Source organism: Pseudomonas sp. CYM-20-01 (assembly GCF_023169845.1).
Lineage (GTDB): Bacteria > Pseudomonadota > Gammaproteobacteria > Pseudomonadales > Pseudomonadaceae > Aquipseudomonas > Aquipseudomonas azotoformans.
Map to the genome: position 1 here is coordinate 5,962,648 of NZ_AP025169.1, position 19,991 is coordinate 5,982,638.

The window sequence follows — 19,991 nt, forward strand, 5'->3', positions numbered from 1 at the left end:
ATTAAGCGCCTGATTTTTAGGTATTTTCCTGCTCCCATAAAAAAAGGACTCCGAAGAGTCCTCTTTTTCAGCGTGAAGCTTGGGGGTGATTAAACGCCCGAAGCCTTGGCTGCTGCTACGTCCTTGATGGACAGCTTGATACGGCCGCGGTTGTCCACGTCCAGTACCAGCACTTCCACTTCCTGGCCTTCCTTCAGAATGTCGGTGACTTTCTCAACGCGAGCGTCGCTCAGCATGGAGATGTGCACCAGACCGTCTTTGCCCGGCAGGATGTTGACGAATGCGCCGAAGTCGACGATGCGCTCAACCTTACCGACGTAGATCTTGCCGATCTCTGCCTCGGCAGTGATGCCCAGGACGCGCTGACGTGCTGCTTCAGCCGCTTCCTTGGTTTCGCCGAAGATCTTGATCGAGCCGTCGTCTTCGATGTCGATCGAAGCCTTGGTCTCTTCGCAGATCGCACGGATGGTCGCGCCGCCTTTACCGATAACATCACGGATTTTGTCGGTGTCGATTTTCATCGCGATCATGGTCGGAGCATTTTCCGACAGTTCGGTACGGGACTGACCAATGATCTGGTTCATCTGACCGAGGATGTTCAGGCGCGCTTCCAGGGCTTGGCCCAGGGCGATTTCCATGATCTCTTCGGTGATGCCCTTGATCTTGATGTCCATCTGCAGCGCGGTCACACCTTTGGCGGTACCGGCTACCTTGAAGTCCATGTCACCCAGGTGGTCTTCGTCGCCCAGGATGTCGGTCAGGATGGCGAACTTCTCGCCTTCTTTAACCAGACCCATGGCGATACCGGCAACCGGCGCCTTCATCGGTACACCAGCATCCATCAGTGCCAGGGACGCACCGCAAACGGAAGCCATGGAGCTGGAACCGTTGGATTCGGTGATTTCCGATACGACGCGGATGGTGTACGGGAACACGTCAGCGGCAGGCAGCATGGCCTGGACCGAACGGCGGGCCAGACGGCCGTGACCGATTTCGCGACGACCAGCGCCACCCATGCGACCACACTCGCCCACCGAGAACGGAGGGAAGTTGTAGTGCAGCATGAACGGGTCTTTTTTCTCGCCTTCCAGGGTGTCCAGCAGTTGTGCGTCACGGGCGGTACCCAGGGTCGCAACGACCAGAGCCTGTGTTTCACCACGGGTGAACAGAGCCGAACCGTGAGTCTTCGGCAGAACGCCGACTTCAATGTTCAGCGGACGTACGGTGCGAGTGTCACGACCGTCGATACGTGGCTTGCCGTTAACGATGTTTTCGCGAACGGTGCGGTATTCGATTTCGCCGAACGCCGCTTTTACTTCGCTGGAGGAAGGCTGACCTTCTTCACCGGACAGCTTGGCCACAACCTGGTCCTTCAACTCGCCCAGGCGCGCGTAACGGTCGGCCTTGACGGTGATGGTGTAGGCGTCGGAGATGGCAGCGCCGAACTCGGAGCGGATAGCGCCCAGCAGTTCGGTGGCCTCAGCCTGTGGAGCCCAGGTCCAGGTTGGCTTGGCAGCTTCGGCAGCCAGTTCGGTGACAGCCTTGATGACCGCCTGGAACTCGTCGTGGGCGAACAGTACAGCGCCCAGCATCTGGTCTTCGGTCAGCTCTTTGGCCTCCGATTCAACCATCAGTACGGCTTCCGAGGTACCGGCAACGACCATGTCCAGGCTCGATGCTTTCAGTTGCTCGTAAGTCGGGTTCAGCAGGTAGCCGGTGCTTTCGTGGAACGCAACGCGCGCTGCGCCGATCGGGCCATCGAAAGGAATACCGGAGATGGCCAGGGCCGCCGAGGTACCGATCATCGCAGCGATGTCAGGATCGGTTTTCTTGCTGGTGGAAACGACGGTGCAGACAACCTGCACTTCGTTCATGAAGCCTTCTGGGAACAGCGGACGGATCGGACGGTCGATCAGTCGGGAAGTCAGGGTTTCTTTCTCGGAAGGACGGCCTTCGCGCTTGAAGAAACCGCCAGGGATCTTACCGGCAGCGTAAGTTTTTTCCTGGTAGTGAACGGACAGAGGGAAGAAGCCTTTGCTCGGGTCAGCGGTCTTGGCGCCAACAACGGTCACCAGTACGGTAACGTCGTCATCAACGGTAACCAGCACTGCGCCGGAGGCTTGACGGGCGATACGGCCTGTCTCGAGGGTAACGGTCGACTGACCGAACTGGAATTTTTTGATAACCGGGTTCACGGTGTCCTACCTTCTTTGTGGCTCTTGGGGAACTTGTCTTCTTGCGAAATTCTTGGGCAATGCCGGGAATCGGCCCGACGCTCGTCCAGGGTAAAACGTGTATCCAGATAAAACTTGAGGCTGGGAGCCTGCCATGGACCAGCGGAAATCCCACTGGCACACGGCAGACAACCAACCTCTAGCGCAATCGCTTATTAGCGACGCAGACCCAGGCGACCGATCAGAGTCTGATAACGACCCAGATCCTTGCCTTTCAGGTAGTCCAGCAGCTTACGGCGCTGGTTTACCATGCGGATCAGACCACGACGCGAGTGGTGGTCTTTACCGTTGGCCTTGAAGTGACCTTGCAGCTTGTTGATGTTGTGGGTCAGCAGTGCAACTTGCACTTCTGGCGAACCAGTGTCACCAACAGCTTGCTGATAGTCAGCAACGATTTGTGCTTTTTCTTGAACATCGAGAGCCATGAGGCAATCCTTTTTTTCAGGAAACCACCCAAAGGGCAGTTTCAACAGGCCAGGGACAAATCCCTGTATCTAAAAATGAGTAGTGACCGTGCCTGTTAACAGCCACCCTCGTTCGGTCATTCTGACCGAATCAGTCGACGTGGCGCTATACGCCCGTCTTCGCTCACTTCACCGATACCGATAAAGCGACCGTTATGATCCTGTACTCGCACCATGCCGAACTTCGGGGCATCCGGAGCGCGTACCGGCTGGCCGTTGAGCCAGTAGAACGCGCTGTGCTCCGAGAAGTGCAGCAATGGCCAATCGAGCAAACCGCTGTCCGATGGCATCAGGAAGCGATCAACTGCTTCATTGCCGCCTTCGGCATGCACCGCTTCCAACTCTTCCAGCGTGACCGTCTGGGCCAGGCTGAAAGGACCGGCCTGGGTGCGTCGCAGTTCTGCAACGTACGCGCCGCAACCGAGCTTTTCACCAATATCTTCCACCAGGGTACGGATATAGGTGCCTTTGCTGCAGTCCACGGCCAACCGGGCGGTGTCGCCTTCACAGGCGAGCAATTCCAAGCGCGCAATAGTAACAGAACGAGGTTCGCGCTCCACTACTTCGCCCGCACGTGCCAGCTTGTAAAGGGGTTGTCCGTCACGCTTGAGCGCCGAGTACATCGGCGGTATCTGACTGATTTCCCCACGAAAAGCGGGTAAAGCCGCTTCAATATCAGCACGACCAACGGTCACGTCGCGAACCTGCAAAACATCACCTTCGGCGTCGGCCGTGGTGGTGGTCTTGCCCAGTTGCATCAGGGTTTCATAACCCTTGTCGGAATCGAGCAGGTATTGGGAGAACTTGGTGGCCTCGCCAAAGCACAACGGCAACACGCCGGTGGCCAGGGGATCGAGGCTGCCGGTGTGCCCGGCTTTCTCGGCATTGAGCAGCCAGCGGACCTTCTGCAACGCGGCATTGGAGGTAAAGCCAATGGGTTTGTCGAGCAGAATGATACCGCTGACGTTGCGACGGATACGTTTGACCTGAGCCACCGCTTACTCCTTGGCGTCTTCAGGTGTGGACGGGTGCTGGCTGTCTTCAGCCACGGCGCGCTCGATCAGGGCCGACAGGTGTGCACCCCGCACGACGCTTTCGTCGTAGTGGAAGTGCAGCTGGGGCACGCTGCGCAGCTTCATTTCACGGGCCAACTGCATGCGCAGGAAACCTGCAGCCGAGTTGAGCACCTTGATGCTTTGCGCGATTTCTTCGCTGCTGTCCTGCCCCATCACGGTGATGAAGATCTTGGCGTGACCCACGTCACGGCTCACTTCAACGGCGGTGATGGTGACCAGGCCAACGCGTGGGTCTTTGACTTCGCGACGGATCAGTTGGGCCAGCTCGCGCTGCATCTGATCGCCGATACGCTGGGTACGGCTGTATTCTTTTGCCATGTCTTGTTACCTGTTACTGCCACACGGTGAAACCCGTGGGGTCTGAAAGCGGCAAACGCCCGGCCTGACAAAAGCCAGACCGGGCGTTGCGTTTAGAGTCCGTACGCTGCGCGGGGCATTTGCATGCCCACGCGCTGCGTGGCTCCTGAAGTGCGCGAGTTAGAGGCTGCGAGCAACCTGAACCTTCTCGTAGACTTCGATCTTGTCACCAGCCTTGACGTCGTTGTAGCTCTTGACGCCGATACCGCATTCCATGCCGGCACGTACTTCAGAAGCGTCATCCTTGAAGCGGCGCAGGGATTCCAGCTCGCCTTCGAAGATAACGATGTCTTCACGCAGTACACGGATTGGACGGTTACGGTACACGGTGCCTTCAACCACCATGCAGCCGGCGATCGCGCCGAATTTCGGCGAGCGGAACACGTCACGTACTTCGGCGATACCCAGGATGTTCTCCCGGACGTCGCTGCCAAGCATGCCGGTGAGGGCTTTCTTGACGTCTTCGATGATGTCGTAGATGACGTTGTAGTAACGCATGTCCAGGCCTTCCTGCTCGACGATCTTGCGAGCGCCGGCATCGGCACGCACGTTGAAGCCGAACAGTACAGCGTTGGAAGCCAGTGCCAGGTTAGCGTCGGACTCGGTGATACCACCGACACCGCCACCGACAACGCGCACTTGCACTTCGTCGTTACCCAGGCCGTTCAAGGCGCCGTTCAACGCTTCGAGGGAACCACGTACGTCAGATTTGAGGACGATGTTAAGCGTCTTCTTCTCTTCCTGGCCCATGTTCTCGAAGATGTTTTCCAGCTTGCCGGCGTGAGCACGGGCCAGCTTGACTTCACGGAACTTGCCTTGACGGAACAGAGCCACTTCACGGGCTTTCTTCTCGTCGGCTACCACGCTCATCTCGTCGCCAGCGTCCGGAGTACCGTCCAGGCCAAGGATCTCGACCGGGATAGCAGGACCTGCTTCCTTGATTGGCTTGCCGTTCTCGTCGAGCATGGCACGTACACGGCCGTAGTTCGAACCGACCAGCACCATGTCGCCTTGGCGCAGGGTACCGTCTTGAACCAGAACGGTCGCAACCGGGCCACGGCCCTTGTCGAGACGGGATTCAACCACAACACCACGGCCAGGAGCCGATGGCGTAGCAGTCAGTTCCAGAACTTCGGCTTGCAGCAGAACGGCTTCGAGCAGTTCGTCAACACCAGTACCCATCTTCGCGGAGACCGGTACGAATGGAGTGTCGCCACCCCACTCTTCGGATGTCACGCCGTGAACCGACAGTTCGCTACGGATGCGATCAAGATCGGCGCCCGGCTTGTCGATTTTGTTCACAGCGACTACCAACGGAACGCCAGCTGCCTTGGCATGCTGAACGGCTTCGATGGTTTGTGGCATCACGCCGTCGTCCGCTGCAACCACCAGGATCACGATGTCGGTCGCCTTGGCACCACGGGCACGCATTGCGGTAAACGCAGCGTGACCAGGGGTGTCGAGGAACGTCACCATGCCACGGTCAGTTTCAACGTGGTAAGCGCCGATGTGCTGGGTGATACCGCCGGCTTCGCCTGCGGCTACCTTGGCACGACGGATATAGTCGAGCAGGGAAGTTTTACCGTGGTCAACGTGGCCCATTACGGTCACAACCGGTGCACGGGAAACTGCCTCACCTTCAAACTTCAGGGACTCGGCCAGGGAATCTTCCAGGGCGGTGTCGCTGACCAGGGTCACTTTGTGGCCCAATTCTTCAGCAACAAGCTGGGCAGTTTCCTGATCCAGTACCTGGTTGATGGTGGCCGGAGTGCCCAGCTTGAACATGAACTTGATGATTTCAGCAGCCTTGACCGACATCTGCTGGGCCAGATCGCCCACAGTGATGGTCTCGCCGATCTTCACTTCACGCACGACAGGGCCGGTTGGGCTCTGGAAACCGTGGGCGTTGCGTTTCTTCAGCTTGGCCTTGCCGCGACCACCACGACGGAAGCCATCGCTTTCTTCGTCGGTAGTGCGTGGGGCAACGCGTGGCGCAGGCGCTTTCTCTTTGACCGAGGCACGATGCGGAGCGTTTTTGCGCTCGCCATCGCCACCACCACCGCGACGATTGTTATCGTCGGCACGCGGTTTGTCCGGACGACGAGGTTCGTCGCGCTTGCGAGCGTCAGCAGCCGGTGCTGGTGCAGCGGCAACCGGAGCGGCCTCACGCACAGCTTCAACTGGCGCGCTAGGCGCAGCGACCGCTTCAGTGGCAGCAGGTTGCGCAGCAGCAGGCTGGCGACGCGCTTCTTCTTCGGCGCGACGCTTGGCTTCTTCTTCAGCCTTCTGACGAGCAGCATTTTCTACTGCGCGACGTTCTTCCAGTTCGCGTTTGCGCTCGGCTTCGATTTCTTCCGGGCTGCGCTGTACGAAGACTTTCTTCTTGCGTACTTCAACGCTGATGCTCTTGCTACCAGCAACACGCAGGGTGCTGGTGGTTTTGCGCTGCAATGTAATCTTGCGCGGTTCTTCCACTTTCGCCTTGTGGCTGCTCTTCAAGTGAGTCAGCAAAGACTGCTTCTCACTATCGCTCACACCTTCATCGGCGGCGGTGTGCGGCAGACCTGCCTCACGCATCTGCTGCAACAGGCGCTCTACCGGTGTTTTGACCTCATCGGCCAGTTGTTTCACCGTGACTTGCGTCATGCACTTCTCTCCTCAGGCCGCGCCTAGTTACTCGAACCAATGGGCTCGGGCGGCCATGATCAACTTGCCGGCACGATCATCGTCAATGCCGTCGATGTCGAGCAGATCGTCAATAGACTGCTCGGCCAGGTCTTCGCGGGTAATTACGCCGCGCACCGCCAGTTCCATCGCCAAATCCTTGTCCATACCCTCAAGCGAGAGCAGGTCTTCGGCCGGATGGGCGTCTGCCAGCTTTTCCTCAGTAGCGATGGCTTTAGTCAACAAACGATCCTTGGCCCGAGCGCGAAGCTCGTTGACGGTGTCTTCGTCAAAGCCGTCGATGTTGAGCATTTCTTCCAACGGTACGTAGGCAATCTCTTCCAGGCTGGTGAAGCCTTCATCTACCAGCACCTGCGCCAGGTCTTCATCGACTTCCAACTCTTCGATGAAGTTGCGCAGGATGTCACCGGTTTCAGCTTGCTGCTTAGCCTGGATGTCCGATTCGGTCATCACGTTCAGGGTCCAACCGGTCAGTTGGCTGGCCAGACGCACGTTCTGACCACCACGACCAATGGCCTGAGCCAGATTGTCTGCGCCAACGGCGATGTCCATTGCATGGGCATCCTCGTCAACGATAATTGCCGCCACTTCAGCCGGCGACATGGCGTTGATCACGAACTGCGCCGGGTTATCGTCCCACAGGACGATGTCCACACGCTCGCCACCCAACTCGCCCGACACCGCCTGGACGCGCGAACCGCGCATACCAATGCAAGCGCCTTGCGGGTCGATGCGTTTGTCCTTGGAGCGGACCGCGATCTTGGCACGCGAACCCGGGTCGCGGGACGCAGCCATGACTTCGATCAGGCCTTCGGCGATTTCCGGCACTTCGATACGGAACAGCTCGATCAGCATTTCCGGCGCGGTACGCGACAGGATCAACTGTGGGCCGCGGTTCTCGGTGCGGATTTCCTTGAGCAGCGCACGCAGACGCACGCCAACACGGAAGGTTTCGCGGGAAATGATGTCTTCGCGAGCCAGCAACGCTTCGGCGTTGTTGCCCAGGTCGACGATCACGTTATCGCGGGTGACCTTTTTCACGGTGCCGGAGATGATTTCACCCAGGCGCTCGCGATAGGCGTCAACGACTTGAGCGCGCTCGGCTTCGCGAACCTTCTGCACGATGACCTGTTTGGCGGTCTGTGCAGCGATACGGCCGAATTCGATCGATTCGATCTTTTCTTCGACGACATCACCGACCTTGGCACCAGGATGCGTTTCGGCAACCTTGCTTGGCCAGGTTTCGATGGCCGGATCATCAAGATCGGCTTCTTCGACGACCGTCCAGCGACGGAAAGTCTCATAGGCACCGGTGTGGCGGTTGATTTCCACACGCAGATCAACTTCGTCTTCAAAACGCTTCTTGGTAGCAGTGGCCAGGGCCAGCTCCAGCGCTTCAAAAATCACGTTTGCCGGTACGCCCTTTTCATTGGATACCGACTCAACAACCAGCAGTACTTCTTTGCTCATCGTACGCCTCGCCTTTCGCAAGCCATTGGATCCGCGGGATCCGCGTCTCAGTCAAAACTGGGAATAATGTTGGCCTTGTCGATCATATCGATCGGCAACAGGAACTCATGGTCTTCTACCTGCACCACGACATCCTGCTCTTCTACACCGCGCAGAAGGCCCTGAAAGTTGCGTCGCCCTTCAAAGGGAGAGCGCAGCTTGATCTTCACTTGTTCACCGGCAAATTTTGCAAACTGATCAATAGTGAACAGTGGGCGTTCCATGCCTGGCGAGGAAACTTCGAGGGTGTATTCAACGGCGATCGGATCTTCAACATCCAGCACACCGCTGATCTGACGGCTGACAATGGCACAATCGTCCACCAGCACGCCGCCCTCTTTATCGATATAAACGCGCAACATTGAGTGGCGACCTTGAGCCGAAAACTCAATACCCCAGCATTCATAGCCTAGGGCCACGACCACCGGGGCCAACAAGGCCTGCAACTCTTCTAGCTTGCTCGACACCTGAACCCCCTCGTGCATGTATGTGCATGCTGTGCAAAATAAAAAAATGGGCGAAACGCCCATCCTTGAAACGCCGTCGAACAGCGGCGTTGAAAGTGTCCAGCTAACAAAAAGCCCCTTAAAAGGGGCTCCGCTAAAACTGGTTGCGGGGGCCGGATTTGAACCGACGACCTTCGGGTTATGAGCCCGACGAGCTACCAGACTGCTCCACCCCGCGACAAAGCTGGGGCGGAAGTATACGACCGATCCCTTAAAGGGTCAATGTAACCTTCCACCTACAAGAAAGCCCGCAACAGCGGGCTCTCCTGATAATTGGTACCGAGAAGGGGACTCGAACCCCTACACCCTATGGGCACAACCACCTCAAGGTTGCGTGTCTACCAATTCCACCACCTCGGCAATACAGCGTTTACAACCCTTCTTACTTCTGCTCTTGAGCTGGAGGTACGTCAGTCGCTGGAGTAGCCGACTTTTGCTCTTGAAGCACCGGGACATCATCAGAAGCCGGTTTTGCTTTTGGTACTTCCAACACTGCTGGATTTGGGAGACCTACTTGAGTCAGCACATGAGCTTTCTCTTTAGCAAAGTAACCTAACCCCAAGCTGGTTATGAAGAAACCGGCGGCAAGTATAGCAGTAAACTTACTAAGAAAGGTAGAGGAACCTTGGCTTCCGAACACAGTATTTGAAGCACCTGCACCGAAAGACGCACCAGCATCCGCACCTTTACCCTGTTGCAGCAAAACCAGAGCAACTACGCTCAGAGCAGCCAACAGATGAAAAACGACTACGACTGTTTCCAGCATTTTTTCAGTTTCCCGCGGCGCGACAGATCGCACCGAACTCATCTGCATTCAGGGAAGCTCCACCAATGAGCCCCCCATCGATATCCGGCATGCCGAACAGTTCGACCGCATTGGCCGCCTTCACGCTGCCGCCGTATAGAAGCCGCACACCTTGTGCGACTTCAGAATTCTCCGCCGCCAACTGCGCACGGATGGCTGCGTGCACATCCTGCGCCTGTTGCGGTGTAGCAGTCAGCCCGGTGCCAATGGCCCAGACCGGCTCGTAGGCGATTACTGCCTTTGCAAACGCACCAACACCCAGTTCCTCGATGATGCTGCCCAGTTGACGCGAGACAACTTCAAGAGTCTTGCCCGATTCGCGCTGCTCCAGGGTCTCCCCTATGCACAACACCGGAATCAAGCCACAAGCCTGTGCTGCTGCGAACTTGCGATTGAGCGTCCCATCACGCTCGCCCATCATCTGACGGCGCTCGGAGTGCCCGACAAGCACGTAGGAACAACCCGCATCGACCAACTGACTCGGCGCTATCTCACCGGTCAATGCACCTTGCATGGCTTCCACCGCAGAATTCTGCGCGCCGACCTGGATCGACTTGCCCTTCAAGCCATCAACCACTTGGGTGATATGCAAGCAAGGCGGGAAAACCGCGACATCAACACCGCTCGGCAAGGCCAAGTGACGAAGGCCATTGATCAGCTCAGCGACACTGGCGCGGGTACCGTGCATCTTCCAGTTACCAGCTACCATAGTGCGACGCATGCTGTACCTCGTCGGTCAAAGTGGGCGCAGATGTTACCCAACCACATCATCACTGGCAAGCCGAATTCAGGCGCAAACTTCAGTTACCAGTTTTGCCAGGTCTTCGGCATGGCCGCGAACCTGTGTTTCATCGTCACCTTCGACCATGACACGCACCAATGGCTCTGTGCCGGACTTGCGCAACAGCACACGGCCACGCCCCGCCATTGCCAGGGTTACACGCTCGCATGCCTCTTTGACAGCCGGATGCTCAATAGGATTTTCACCGCCAGCAAAACGCACATTCAGCAATACTTGCGGACACTTGCGCATAGCTTGGCGCGCCTGGGCCAGGCTCTCTTCACGACGCTTCATGGCCATAAGCACCTGGAGCGCAGCAATGATCGCATCACCTGTCGTGGTGTGCTGGAAGCAGACAACGTGCCCGGAATTCTCGCCACCCACCTGCCAGTTGCGCTCAAGCAGCTCGGCGATCACATAGCGGTCGCCGACATTGGCACGCACGAACGGAATACCCAGATCCGCCAAGGCCAGTTCAAGCCCCAGGTTACTCATCAGCGTACCGACGACACCACCTTGCAGCTTGTTACGCTCATGCATGTCGCGGGCAATGATGAACAGGAGGTCATCACCATCAACAATGGCGCCTGTGTGGTCCACCATCAGCACGCGATCACCGTCACCGTCGAAGGCAATACCCAGGTCGGCATGCTCGGCAAGGACGGCCGCCTGTAACTGCTCCATGTGGGTGGAGCCACAGTTCTCGTTGATGTTCAATCCGTTAGGCTGAGCCGACAGCACCGTCACGTCTGCGCCCAACTCCTTGAATACGCTCGGCGCCACCTTGTAGGTCGCACCATGGGCGCAATCGACCACAATCTTCAGGCCGGCAAAATTGGTGCTGCTTGGCACGCTGCTTTTGCAGAACTCAATGTATCGGCCGGAGGCGTCGTTGATACGCGACACTTTGCCAAGCTTGCTGGACTCGACCACCGTCATCGGCGCATCCAGAAGCTCTTCGATCATCAGCTCGATCTCGTCCGGGAGCTTGGTGCCCTGGCCCGAGAAGAATTTGATGCCGTTGTCATCATGAGGGTTATGCGAGGCACTGATTACGATACCGGCTTCAGCATGAAAGGTACGCGTGAGGTAAGCGATCGCCGGCGTCGGCATCGGCCCCAGCAGCATCACATCGGCACCTGCGGCAGACAGCCCCGCCTCCAACGCCGACTCGAACATATACCCCGAAATACGAGTGTCCTTGCCCACTAGGATGCGGCACGCGCCCATGCTGCGGAACGCCATACCTGCAGCCCAACCGAGCTTGAGCATGAAATCAGGAGTAATTGGGAACTCGCCGACCCGACCGCGAATACCGTCGGTACCAAAATATTTTTTAGTCATAAGTGCTCCATCATTCTTATTCGGCTGATTCTACCGCGGCCATCATACGCACCACATCCATCGTCTCGACAACATCATGCACCCGCAAGATACGCGCCCCCTTGGTGACTGCAAGCGCCGCCAGCGCAAGACCGCCGTACAGCCGCTCGCCCACAGGACGATTCAGCGCCAGCCCGATCATGCTCTTGCGTGAAACGCCGACCAGAAGAGGCCGACCAAGGGCATGCAAGGACTCCATATGTTTGAACAGACTTAGATTGTGCTGCAGGGTCTTGGCGAAGCCAAAACCGGGATCGAGGACGATCTTTTCTGCAGCAATCCCGGCAGCAGTGCATTGCGCAACCCGCTCGGCAAGAAACCCACTCACCTCACCAACAAGATCATCGTAGTGAGGGTTGTCTTGCATATTGCCGGGCTCACCCAGCATATGCATCAGGCAAACCGGCAAACCGGTGGCCGCAGCCGCATCAAGCGCACCGTCACGCTGAAGCGAGCGCACATCGTTGATCAGCCCCGCCCCAAGGCGCGCCGTCTCACGCATCACGGCCGGCGTCGACGTATCAACCGAGATGATCACATCCAGCTCACGTGCAATGCGCTCAACAATTGGCGCAACCCTCTCCAACTCTTCCAGGGGAGAAACGATGCGAGCGCCAGGCCGCGTCGACTCCCCCCCCACGTCAATCAACGTCGCGCCAGCCGCCACCATCGCCTCGGCATGACGTAACGCCGCATCGAGTTGACTGAAGCGACCACCATCGGAAAAGGAGTCGGGGGTTACATTGAGAATGCCCATGACGTGCGTATGGGCCAAATCAAGAACCCGGTTGCCGCAAGGCAACCGGGTGGAGGACAACACAGAAGTCATTTCAAACCTTAGACGTCAGCTGCGGGACCGCCAATCGGGGTTTCAGGGCGTTCGTTCTGAACCACTGGCGGAGTGCCAGAAGTGCCCGAACCACCTTCCCAATCGCGAGGCTCGCGCGGCGTGCGACCGGCCATGATGTCGTCGATCTGGTCGGCGTCAATGGTCTCGTACTTCATCAGCGCATCTGCCATGGCATCCAGCTTGTCGCGGTTGTCCGTGAGGATCTGCTTGGCCGTGCCGTAGCACTGGTCAATGATGCTGCGCACCTCGGAGTCGATCAGCTTGGCTGTCTCACCGGAGAAGCTGGCGTTTTGACCACCACCGCCACGCCCCAGGAACACTTCGCCTTCTTCCTCGGCATACATCAATGGACCGAGTTTTTCCGACAAGCCCCACTTGGTCACCATGTTCCGCGCAATCTGGCTGGCACGCATGATGTCGTTGGAAGCACCAGTGGTGACGCCGTCGAAGCCCAGGGTCATCTCTTCAGCAATCCGGCCGCCGTACAGCGAGCATATCTGGCTGATCAGTGCACGCTTGGAGAGGCTGTAACGATCCTCTTCCGGCAGGAACATCGTGACACCCAGCGCCCGACCACGCGGGATGATCGACACCTTGTAGACCGGGTCGTGCTCAGGCACGACACGACCAACGATGGCGTGACCAGCTTCGTGATAAGCGGTGTTCTGCTTCTCTTTCTCGGACATGACCATGGATTTGCGCTCGGCGCCCATCATGATCTTGTCTTTGGCCAATTCGAACTCTTTCATCTCCACGATACGCTTGCCAGTACGGGCAGCGAACAACGAGGCCTCGTTGACCAGGTTAGCCAGGTCGGCACCGGAGAAGCCTGGAGTACCACGGGCAATCACGGCCGGAGCCACGTCGTCGCCCATCGGCACTTTGCGCATGTGCACTTTCAGGATCTGTTCGCGGCCACGGATATCCGGCAAGCCCACCACAACCTGACGGTCGAAACGGCCTGGACGCAGCAGCGCAGGGTCCAGCACGTCAGGACGGTTGGTGGCAGCGATCACGATGATGCCGTCGTTCATTTCAAAGCCATCCATCTCAACCAGCAACTGGTTAAGGGTCTGCTCACGCTCGTCATGACCGCCGCCCATACCGGCGCCACGGTGGCGACCGACGGCGTCGATTTCATCGATGAAGATGATGCAAGGCGCATGCTTTTTAGCCTGTTCGAACATATCGCGAACACGGCTAGCACCAACACCGACGAACATCTCGACAAAGTCAGAACCGGAAATGGTGAAGAAAGGCACCTTGGCTTCACCGGCAATTGCCTTGGCCAGCAAGGTTTTACCGGTACCCGGAGGGCCAACCATCAGCACACCGCGAGGAATACGGCCACCCAGGCGCTGGAACTTGCCCGGATCGCGCAGGAACTCGACCAGCTCGCCCACTTCTTCCTTGGCTTCGTCGCAACCCGCAACGTCAGCCAGGGTGGTTTTCACCTGGTCTTCAGAGAGCAGGCGAGCCTTGCTCTTGCCGAAGCTCATCGGGCCGCCCTTGCCTCCCGCACCGCCTTGCATCTGGCGCATGAAGAACATGAACACGGCGATGATCACCAGGATCGGGAAGCTGGCTACCAGCAATTGGGTCCAGATGCTCTGCTGCTCAGGCTGCTTGCCTTCGACCACCACGTGATTATCCACCAGGTCGCCGATCAGACCGTTGTCCTGGATTGCCGGACGAATGGTCTTGAAGCTGTCGCCATCGTTGCGTTTGCCGGTGATCACGTAGCCATCAACCGCTACGCGCTCGACCTTGCCATCCTTAACTTGCTGGATGAAGTCGGAATAGTTGAGGGTCTGCGGCTCGTTAGGGCTGGAGAAGTTGTTCATCACCGTCACCAGGACAGCCGCGATGATCAACCACAGGATCAGATTCTTTGCCATATCGTTCAATTAACTACCCTCTGAAGCAAGCTCCGCTACTGGCGCGCGCTTCGCATGATATTCACCGGCCTAACTTACTACATTACCTACAACACTGGCAGGCGCCGTCTGTAACCCTTTGTGAAACTTTGACTACACAATATTCGTAAAGCTTCGTGACGAAAGCGATATAAAAAAACCTATCGACTCCCTTCAAACCTTCAAAGACGCTCATCACTGGCGGCGCCTTCGATGCCACGGAACCCCCGCGCCAACAGATACTGCTCGCGAGACCGGTCACGCGAGGAGTCCGGTTTGCGCATCTGTACCTTGTCGAACAGCTTGCGAATGTTCTTGTGGTACTCGTCGAAACCTTCCCCCTGGAAGACCTTGACCAGGAAATCACCACCCGGACGCAATACCCGACCCGCCAGATCCAGTGCCAATTCGCACAGGAACATGGCTCGCGGCATATCAACAGCCGGTAACCCACTCATATTGGGTGCCATGTCGGAAATCACAAGGTCCACCTGCGAATTTCCTACAGCTTCCAGGATCTCGGCCAGGACCGCATCCTGGGTGAAGTCACCATGCACGAAGGTCACATCCGGGATGCTGTCCATCTCCAGGATGTCAGAAGCGATCAATCGGCCTTGCCCACCAATCAGACGACTGGCCACCTGGGACCAGCCACCCGGGGCAGCGCCCAGGTCGATCACACTCATGCCGGGGCGAAACAATTTGTCCTTGTCCTGGAGCTCCAGCAGTTTGTAGCTGGCCCGGGAACGGTAGCCGTCCTTTTGCGCCTTTTTGACGTAAGGATCGTTGAAATGTTCTTGTAGCCACTTAAGGCTGGTTTTGGAACGGGCCACGGGCCACCTCGAAAAATAAAACGGGTCGTGATTAACTGGGCGGTCCCGGACTCGCTCGGGTAAACTGGCCGCCGCTTTTTACAAGATCAGACGCAGGGGTCAGATTATGCCGCTCACTCAAGAGCAGAAGAAACAGTACAAATCCATTGGCCACCATCTGAAACCAGTTCTGATTGTGGCAGATAACGGTTTGACTGAAGGTGTGTTAGCCGAGTTCGAACGTGCGCTGAACGATCATGAACTGATCAAGATCAAGGTCAACATCCTTGATCGCGAAGCGCGCCTGGCTGCCATTGCAGAACTGTGCAAGGCAGGCAAAGCGGACCTGGTCCAGGTCATCGGCAAGATGGCGCTGCTGTATCGCAAGAACTTCAGCGTCAACAAGCAACTGTCGAACGTACACCGCTTCAAGTAGCTTTTAAATTACAAAAAGGGTCACGGGCGTGCTTCGCGCGCCCCGCCACTCCATCCCGGTGCAGGCTGTAAAACCAGCACCAGGCCGGAGAACCCTAGCACAAGATAGCTGAATAGCTGCCAACGCAACGCTTCCGGCAACCAGACATGCACCACGCAAAACATTGCGCATGCATACAGCGCCATCAACAGCAGTTGCCCGCGAATATCCCGCCACAAACTCTCCAAGCCCTCGGCCTTGACCAGCACCAATGCCTGGAGCGTCACGCACGCCGCCGCGAAACCCACCAACAGCGCACTGAGTAATCCATCGATCTCATCGATCAGCAGCGGTGCCAGGCCTATCAGGCCGAGCGCCGGCAGCACACCAATGTGCAACAACCAAAGGCCGCCCACCCAAAGCATCTGAGAGAGCTGCCAAAGCATGGCGCCCGCACGAAGCGGGCGCCGTCTTTCAGACGTGACGAACTTCAACAATCTCGTACTCGATTACGCCACCTGGCGTCTTTACAGCCACCACATCACCCTCTTCCTTGGCAATCAAGGCACGGGCCAGCGGGGAACCGACAGAGATTTTGCCGAGTTTGAAATCAGCTTCATCCTCACCAACGATGTGGTAGACCACGCTTTCGTCAGTTTCAACGTTGGCGATTTCCACAGTGGTGCCGAAGATCACCTTGCCTGTCTTCGGAATGGTCGTCACATCGATGACCACCGAGTTCTGCAAACGGCCTTCGATGTCACGGATCCGCGCCTCGACCATACCTTGCTGCTCGCGGGCAGCGTGGTATTCGGCGTTTTCCTTCAGGTCACCCAGTTCGCGGGCCGTACCGATGTCCTGGCTCAGCTTCGGACGGACGACCTTGGTCAGGTGGGCGTGCTCCTCTTCCAGGGCCTTGAAGCCCTGGACGGTCATTGGGTATTTGATCATGCCTTCAATCCTGCGTGTAGATCCTGCAAGCGGCGCACGGTCTTTTCAGGACCGAACTTGAGCGCTTCGCAGATGGCTTCGCCAGCAGCAATGGTGGTGGTGCAGTAGATCTTGTGCTGCAAGGCGTTACGACGAATGGAGTAGGAGTCCGCGATCGACTGGCGACCTTCGGTGGTGTTGATGATCAGGGTGACTTCGTCATTCTTGATCATATCGACCACATGCGGACGGCCTTCCGTCACCTTGTTCACGCGACGCACTTTCAGGCCGGCAGCTTCGATCAGCTTGGCGGTCCCGGCGGTGGCCACGACTTCGAAGCCCAAGTTGATCAGATCACGGGCTACGCCTGCAACCAGTGGCTTGTCGTCATCACGCACGCTGATGAAGGCAGTACCGCCGGTCGGCAGCACTTCGCTGGCGCCCATCTGGGCCTTGGCAAAGGCTTCACCGAAGGTATCGCCCACACCCATGACTTCACCGGTGGACTTCATCTCTGGGCCCAGGATCGGGTCCACGCCAGGGAATTTGGCGAATGGGAACACCGCCTCTTTCACGCTGTAGAAGTTCGGAATGATTTCCTTGGTGAAGCCGATTTCCTTCAGGGTCTTACCGGCCATCACGCGCGCAGCGATCATGGCCAGGGAGACGCCGATGCACTTGGAAACAAATGGCACGGTACGCGAAGCACGTGGGTTGACTTCGATGACGTAGATGTCTTCGCCTTGCAGCGCCAACTGTACGTTCATCAGGCCGACTACGCCCAGTTCCAGGGCCATTTTCTTGACCTGCTCGCGCATCTCGTCCTGGATGTGCGCTGGCAGCGAGTACGGTGGCAGCGAGCAAGCCGAGTCACCGGAGTGAACGCCCGCCTGTTCGATGTGCTGCATGATCGCGCCAATCACCACGTCGGTACCGTCGCACACCGCGTCCACGTCCATCTCGATGGCGCAGTTGAGGAAGTGGTCCAGCAGCACCGGGCTGTCGTTGGACACTTTCACCGCATCGCGCAGGTAACGCTTGAGTTCTTCTTCTTCGTAGACGATTTCCATCGCACGACCGCCCAGCACGTAGGACGGACGCACCACCAGCGGGTAGCCGATCTTGCTGGCTGCGCGGATGGCTTCGTCTTCACTGCGCACAGTGGCGTTTGGCGGCTGACGCAGGTTCAGGCGCTCAACCATTTGCTGGAAGCGCTCGCGGTCTTCTGCACGGTCGATGGCGTCCGGGCTGGTACCGATGATCGGCACGCCGGCAGCTTCCAGGGCACGCGCCAGCTTCAGGGGGGTTTGGCCGCCGTACTGGACGATCACGCCTTTGGGCTTCTCGACGCGCACGATTTCCAGCACGTCTTCCAAGGTCACTGGTTCGAAGTACAGGCGATCGGAGGTGTCGTAGTCAGTGGAAACGGTTTCCGGGTTGCAGTTGACCATGATGGTCTCGTAGCCATCTTCGCGCAGGGCGAGGGCGGCGTGAACGCAGCAGTAGTCGAATTCGATACCCTGGCCGATACGGTTCGGACCGCCACCCAGGATCATGATCTTGTCGCGACCCGACGGCGCGGCTTCGCACTCTTCCTCATAGGTGGAGTACAGGTAGGCGGTGTCGGTGGAGAACTCGGCCGCGCAGGTGTCAACGCGCTTGTAGACCGGGAAGATCTCCAGCTTGTGGCGATGGGTACGCAGGTTCTTCTCGGTCACACCCAGCAGCTTGGCCAGACGTTGATCAGAGAAACCTTTGCGCTTGAGGCGGAACATCATGTCGCGGTCGATGCTGGCCAGACCCAGGGTCTTGACCTTCTCCTCTTCCTTGATCAGATCTTCGATCTGCACCAGGAACCACGGATCGATCATGTTCATGCCGAAGATATCTTCGACGGTCATGCCGGCGCGGAAGGCGTCCGCCACGTACCAGATACGCTCGGCGCCCGGCACGGTCAGCTCACGCTTGAGCACGCTCATGCTTTCCGGGTTGCTCAGGTCGAGCTTCTCGTCCAGGCCGCAAACGCCCACTTCCAGGCCGCGCAGGGCTTTCTGCAGGGATTCCTGGAAGGTACGGCCGATGGCCATGACCTCACCGACAGACTTCATCTGGGTGGTCAGGCGCGCGTCAGCCTTGGCGAATTTTTCGAAGGCAAAACGTGGCAGCTTGGTCACGACGTAGTCGATGGACGGTTCGAAGGACGCCGGAGTCTTGCCGCCGGTGATGTCGTTCGACAGCTCGTCCAGGGTGTAACCCACGGCCAGCTTGGCCGCGACCTTGGCGATCGGGAAGCCGGTGGCTTTCGACGCCAGGGCCGACGAACGGGATACGCGCGGGTTCATCTCGATCACGACCATACGGCCAGTGTTCGGGCAGATACCGAACTGAACGTTGGAGCCGCCGGTTTCCACACCGATCTCGCGCAGTACCGCCAGGGAGGCGTTACGCAGGATCTGGTATTCCTTGTCGGTCAGGGTCTGTGCCGGAGCGACGGTGATCGAGTCACCGGTGTGCACGCCCATCGGGTCGAAGTTTTCGATGGAGCAGACGATGATGCAGTTGTCCTTCTTATCGCGGACAACCTCCATCTCGTATTCTTTCCAGCCGATCAGGGATTCGTCGATCAGCAGCTCTTTGGTCGGCGACAGGTCCAGGCCGCGGGCGCAGATCTCTTCGAACTCTTCACGGTTGTACGCGATACCGCCACCGGTGCCGCCCATGGTGAAGGACGGACGAATGATGCACGGGAAGCCCAGCGTCTCGAGGACCGCATTGGCTTCTTCCATGCTGTGGGCGATACCGGAACGCGGGCACGCCAGGCCGATGGACTTCATGGCCTTGTCAAAACGCGAGCGGTCTTCAGCCTTGTCGATGGTGTCGGCATTGGCGCCGATCATCTCTACGCCGAATTTTTCCAGGACGCCTTCGCGCTCCAGGTCCAGGGCGCAGTTCAGTGCGGTCTGGCCACCCATGGTCGGCAGCAGCGCGTCCGGACGCTCTTTCTCGATGATCTTGGCAACGGTCTGCCACTTGATCGGCTCGATGTAGGTAGCGTCGGCCATGGCCGGGTCGGTCATGATAGTGGCCGGGTTGGAGTTCACCAGGATGACGCGGTAGCCCTCCTCGCGCAGGGCTTTACAGGCCTGGGCGCCGGAGTAGTCGAATTCGCAGGCCTGGCCGATCACGATCGGGCCAGCGCCGAGAATCAGGATGCTTTTTATGTCTGTACGTTTTGGCATGGGTTTGTCACTCAAATCCGCAGGTCAGT

17 protein-coding genes and 2 tRNA genes are annotated in these 19,991 nt (G+C 58.0%); 1 reads left to right on the forward strand and 18 read right to left on the reverse strand.

Annotated features, from left to right (window positions below):
• Window positions 1-89: 89 nt before the first annotated feature.
• The 15 genes from pnp to rlmE form a co-directional block, all read right to left on the reverse strand.
• Window positions 90-2,195, reverse strand: coding sequence for a polyribonucleotide nucleotidyltransferase (gene pnp, locus M2497_RS27155; protein ID WP_105698723.1), 2,106 nt, complete (start codon window positions 2,193-2,195; stop codon window positions 90-92).
• A gap of 194 nt (window positions 2,196-2,389) precedes the next feature.
• Window positions 2,390-2,659: a 30S ribosomal protein S15 gene (gene rpsO / locus M2497_RS27160; protein ID WP_003177875.1), complete on the reverse strand. Its 270-nt coding sequence runs from the start codon at window positions 2,657-2,659 to the stop codon at window positions 2,390-2,392.
• Between the two features lie 116 nt (window positions 2,660-2,775).
• On the reverse strand, window positions 2,776-3,693 hold the full coding sequence (gene truB, locus M2497_RS27165; RefSeq protein ID WP_034117853.1) for a tRNA pseudouridine(55) synthase TruB: 918 nt from the start codon (window positions 3,691-3,693) through the stop codon (window positions 2,776-2,778).
• 3 nt (window positions 3,694-3,696) lie between these two features.
• On the reverse strand, window positions 3,697-4,092 hold the full coding sequence (rbfA, locus tag M2497_RS27170; protein WP_016973761.1) for a 30S ribosome-binding factor RbfA: 396 nt from the start codon (window positions 4,090-4,092) through the stop codon (window positions 3,697-3,699).
• Between the two features lie 159 nt (window positions 4,093-4,251).
• A complete protein-coding gene (infB, locus tag M2497_RS27175) occupies window positions 4,252-6,777 on the reverse strand; it encodes a translation initiation factor IF-2 (protein ID WP_071489997.1) in 2,526 nt (841 codons plus the stop codon).
• 27 nt (window positions 6,778-6,804) lie between these two features.
• Window positions 6,805-8,286 carry a transcription termination factor NusA gene (gene nusA / locus M2497_RS27180; protein WP_025857112.1) on the reverse strand — a complete coding sequence of 494 codons (1,482 nt, stop codon included), beginning with the start codon at window positions 8,284-8,286 and terminating at the stop codon, window positions 6,805-6,807.
• A gap of 47 nt (window positions 8,287-8,333) precedes the next feature.
• Window positions 8,334-8,792 carry a ribosome maturation factor RimP gene (gene rimP, locus M2497_RS27185; protein WP_032865935.1) on the reverse strand — a complete coding sequence of 153 codons (459 nt, stop codon included), beginning with the start codon at window positions 8,790-8,792 and terminating at the stop codon, window positions 8,334-8,336.
• A gap of 140 nt (window positions 8,793-8,932) precedes the next feature.
• A tRNA-Met gene (locus tag M2497_RS27190) sits at window positions 8,933-9,009 on the reverse strand.
• A gap of 96 nt (window positions 9,010-9,105) precedes the next feature.
• Window positions 9,106-9,191: transfer RNA gene (locus M2497_RS27195), tRNA-Leu, on the reverse strand.
• A 22-nt stretch (window positions 9,192-9,213) separates the two neighbouring features.
• A complete protein-coding gene (secG, locus tag M2497_RS27200; protein ID WP_003194191.1) occupies window positions 9,214-9,597 on the reverse strand; it encodes a preprotein translocase subunit SecG in 384 nt (127 codons plus the stop codon).
• 4 nt (window positions 9,598-9,601) lie between these two features.
• On the reverse strand, window positions 9,602-10,357 hold the full coding sequence (tpiA, locus tag M2497_RS27205) for a triose-phosphate isomerase (protein WP_058427650.1): 756 nt from the start codon (window positions 10,355-10,357) through the stop codon (window positions 9,602-9,604).
• 66 nt (window positions 10,358-10,423) lie between these two features.
• Window positions 10,424-11,761 carry a phosphoglucosamine mutase gene (gene glmM / locus M2497_RS27210; protein WP_248484603.1) on the reverse strand — a complete coding sequence of 446 codons (1,338 nt, stop codon included), beginning with the start codon at window positions 11,759-11,761 and terminating at the stop codon, window positions 10,424-10,426.
• A gap of 16 nt (window positions 11,762-11,777) precedes the next feature.
• Entirely contained in the window at window positions 11,778-12,629 is an 852-nt protein-coding gene (gene folP / locus M2497_RS27215; RefSeq protein WP_248484606.1) for a dihydropteroate synthase, read from the reverse strand.
• 8 nt (window positions 12,630-12,637) lie between these two features.
• Entirely contained in the window at window positions 12,638-14,548 is a 1,911-nt protein-coding gene (ftsH, locus tag M2497_RS27220; protein ID WP_058427653.1) for an ATP-dependent zinc metalloprotease FtsH, read from the reverse strand.
• A gap of 200 nt (window positions 14,549-14,748) precedes the next feature.
• Window positions 14,749-15,399 carry a 23S rRNA (uridine(2552)-2'-O)-methyltransferase RlmE gene (rlmE, locus tag M2497_RS27225; protein ID WP_010206606.1) on the reverse strand — a complete coding sequence of 217 codons (651 nt, stop codon included), beginning with the start codon at window positions 15,397-15,399 and terminating at the stop codon, window positions 14,749-14,751.
• A gap of 106 nt (window positions 15,400-15,505) precedes the next feature.
• On the opposite strand from rlmE, the gene yhbY reads away from it, so the two are divergent.
• The gene (gene yhbY, locus M2497_RS27230; RefSeq protein WP_028617972.1) at window positions 15,506-15,814 is read left to right on the forward strand and encodes a ribosome assembly RNA-binding protein YhbY; all 309 of its coding nucleotides are present in this window, start codon (window positions 15,506-15,508) and stop codon (window positions 15,812-15,814) included.
• A gap of 20 nt (window positions 15,815-15,834) precedes the next feature.
• On the opposite strand, the gene M2497_RS27235 is transcribed toward yhbY, so the two are convergent.
• From M2497_RS27235 to carB, 3 genes are read right to left on the reverse strand one after another with little or no spacing between them, the layout of a single operon-like run.
• Window positions 15,835-16,239: an MFS transporter gene (locus M2497_RS27235; RefSeq protein ID WP_248488262.1), complete on the reverse strand. Its 405-nt coding sequence runs from the start codon at window positions 16,237-16,239 to the stop codon at window positions 15,835-15,837.
• A gap of 28 nt (window positions 16,240-16,267) precedes the next feature.
• On the reverse strand, window positions 16,268-16,744 hold the full coding sequence (gene greA / locus M2497_RS27240; protein ID WP_248484608.1) for a transcription elongation factor GreA: 477 nt from the start codon (window positions 16,742-16,744) through the stop codon (window positions 16,268-16,270).
• Complete coding sequence (gene carB, locus M2497_RS27245; RefSeq protein WP_010206612.1) at window positions 16,741-19,962, reverse strand: carbamoyl-phosphate synthase large subunit; 3,222 nt, start codon at window positions 19,960-19,962, stop codon at window positions 16,741-16,743. The genes greA and carB overlap by 4 nt, the downstream gene beginning before the upstream one ends.
• Window positions 19,963-19,991: the final 29 nt, after the last annotated feature.

Excerpts from the sequence above, each read along its gene's own strand:
- rpsO (WP_003177875.1), bottom strand. The coding sequence starts at position 2,659 with ATGGCTCTCGATGTTCAAGAAAAAGCACAAATCGTTGCTGACTATCAG.
- rbfA (WP_016973761.1), bottom strand. The coding sequence starts at position 4,092 with ATGGCAAAAGAATACAGCCGTACCCAGCGTATCGGCGATCAGATGCAG.
- infB (WP_071489997.1), bottom strand. The coding sequence starts at position 6,777 with ATGACGCAAGTCACGGTGAAACAACTGGCCGATGAGGTCAAAACACCG.
- nusA (WP_025857112.1), bottom strand. The coding sequence starts at position 8,286 with ATGAGCAAAGAAGTACTGCTGGTTGTTGAGTCGGTATCCAATGAAAAG.
- secG (WP_003194191.1), bottom strand. The coding sequence starts at position 9,597 with ATGCTGGAAACAGTCGTAGTCGTTTTTCATCTGTTGGCTGCTCTGAGC.
- tpiA (WP_058427650.1), bottom strand. The coding sequence starts at position 10,357 with ATGCGTCGCACTATGGTAGCTGGTAACTGGAAGATGCACGGTACCCGC.
- glmM (WP_248484603.1), bottom strand. The coding sequence starts at position 11,761 with ATGACTAAAAAATATTTTGGTACCGACGGTATTCGCGGTCGGGTCGGC.
- folP (WP_248484606.1), bottom strand. The coding sequence starts at position 12,629 with ATGACTTCTGTGTTGTCCTCCACCCGGTTGCCTTGCGGCAACCGGGTT.
- ftsH (WP_058427653.1), bottom strand. The coding sequence starts at position 14,548 with ATGGCAAAGAATCTGATCCTGTGGTTGATCATCGCGGCTGTCCTGGTG.
- yhbY (WP_028617972.1), top strand. The coding sequence starts at position 15,506 with ATGCCGCTCACTCAAGAGCAGAAGAAACAGTACAAATCCATTGGCCAC.
- M2497_RS27235 (WP_248488262.1), bottom strand. The coding sequence starts at position 16,239 with ATGCTTTGGCAGCTCTCTCAGATGCTTTGGGTGGGCGGCCTTTGGTTG.
- greA (WP_248484608.1), bottom strand. The coding sequence starts at position 16,744 with ATGATCAAATACCCAATGACCGTCCAGGGCTTCAAGGCCCTGGAAGAG.
- carB (WP_010206612.1), bottom strand. The coding sequence starts at position 19,962 with ATGCCAAAACGTACAGACATAAAAAGCATCCTGATTCTCGGCGCTGGC.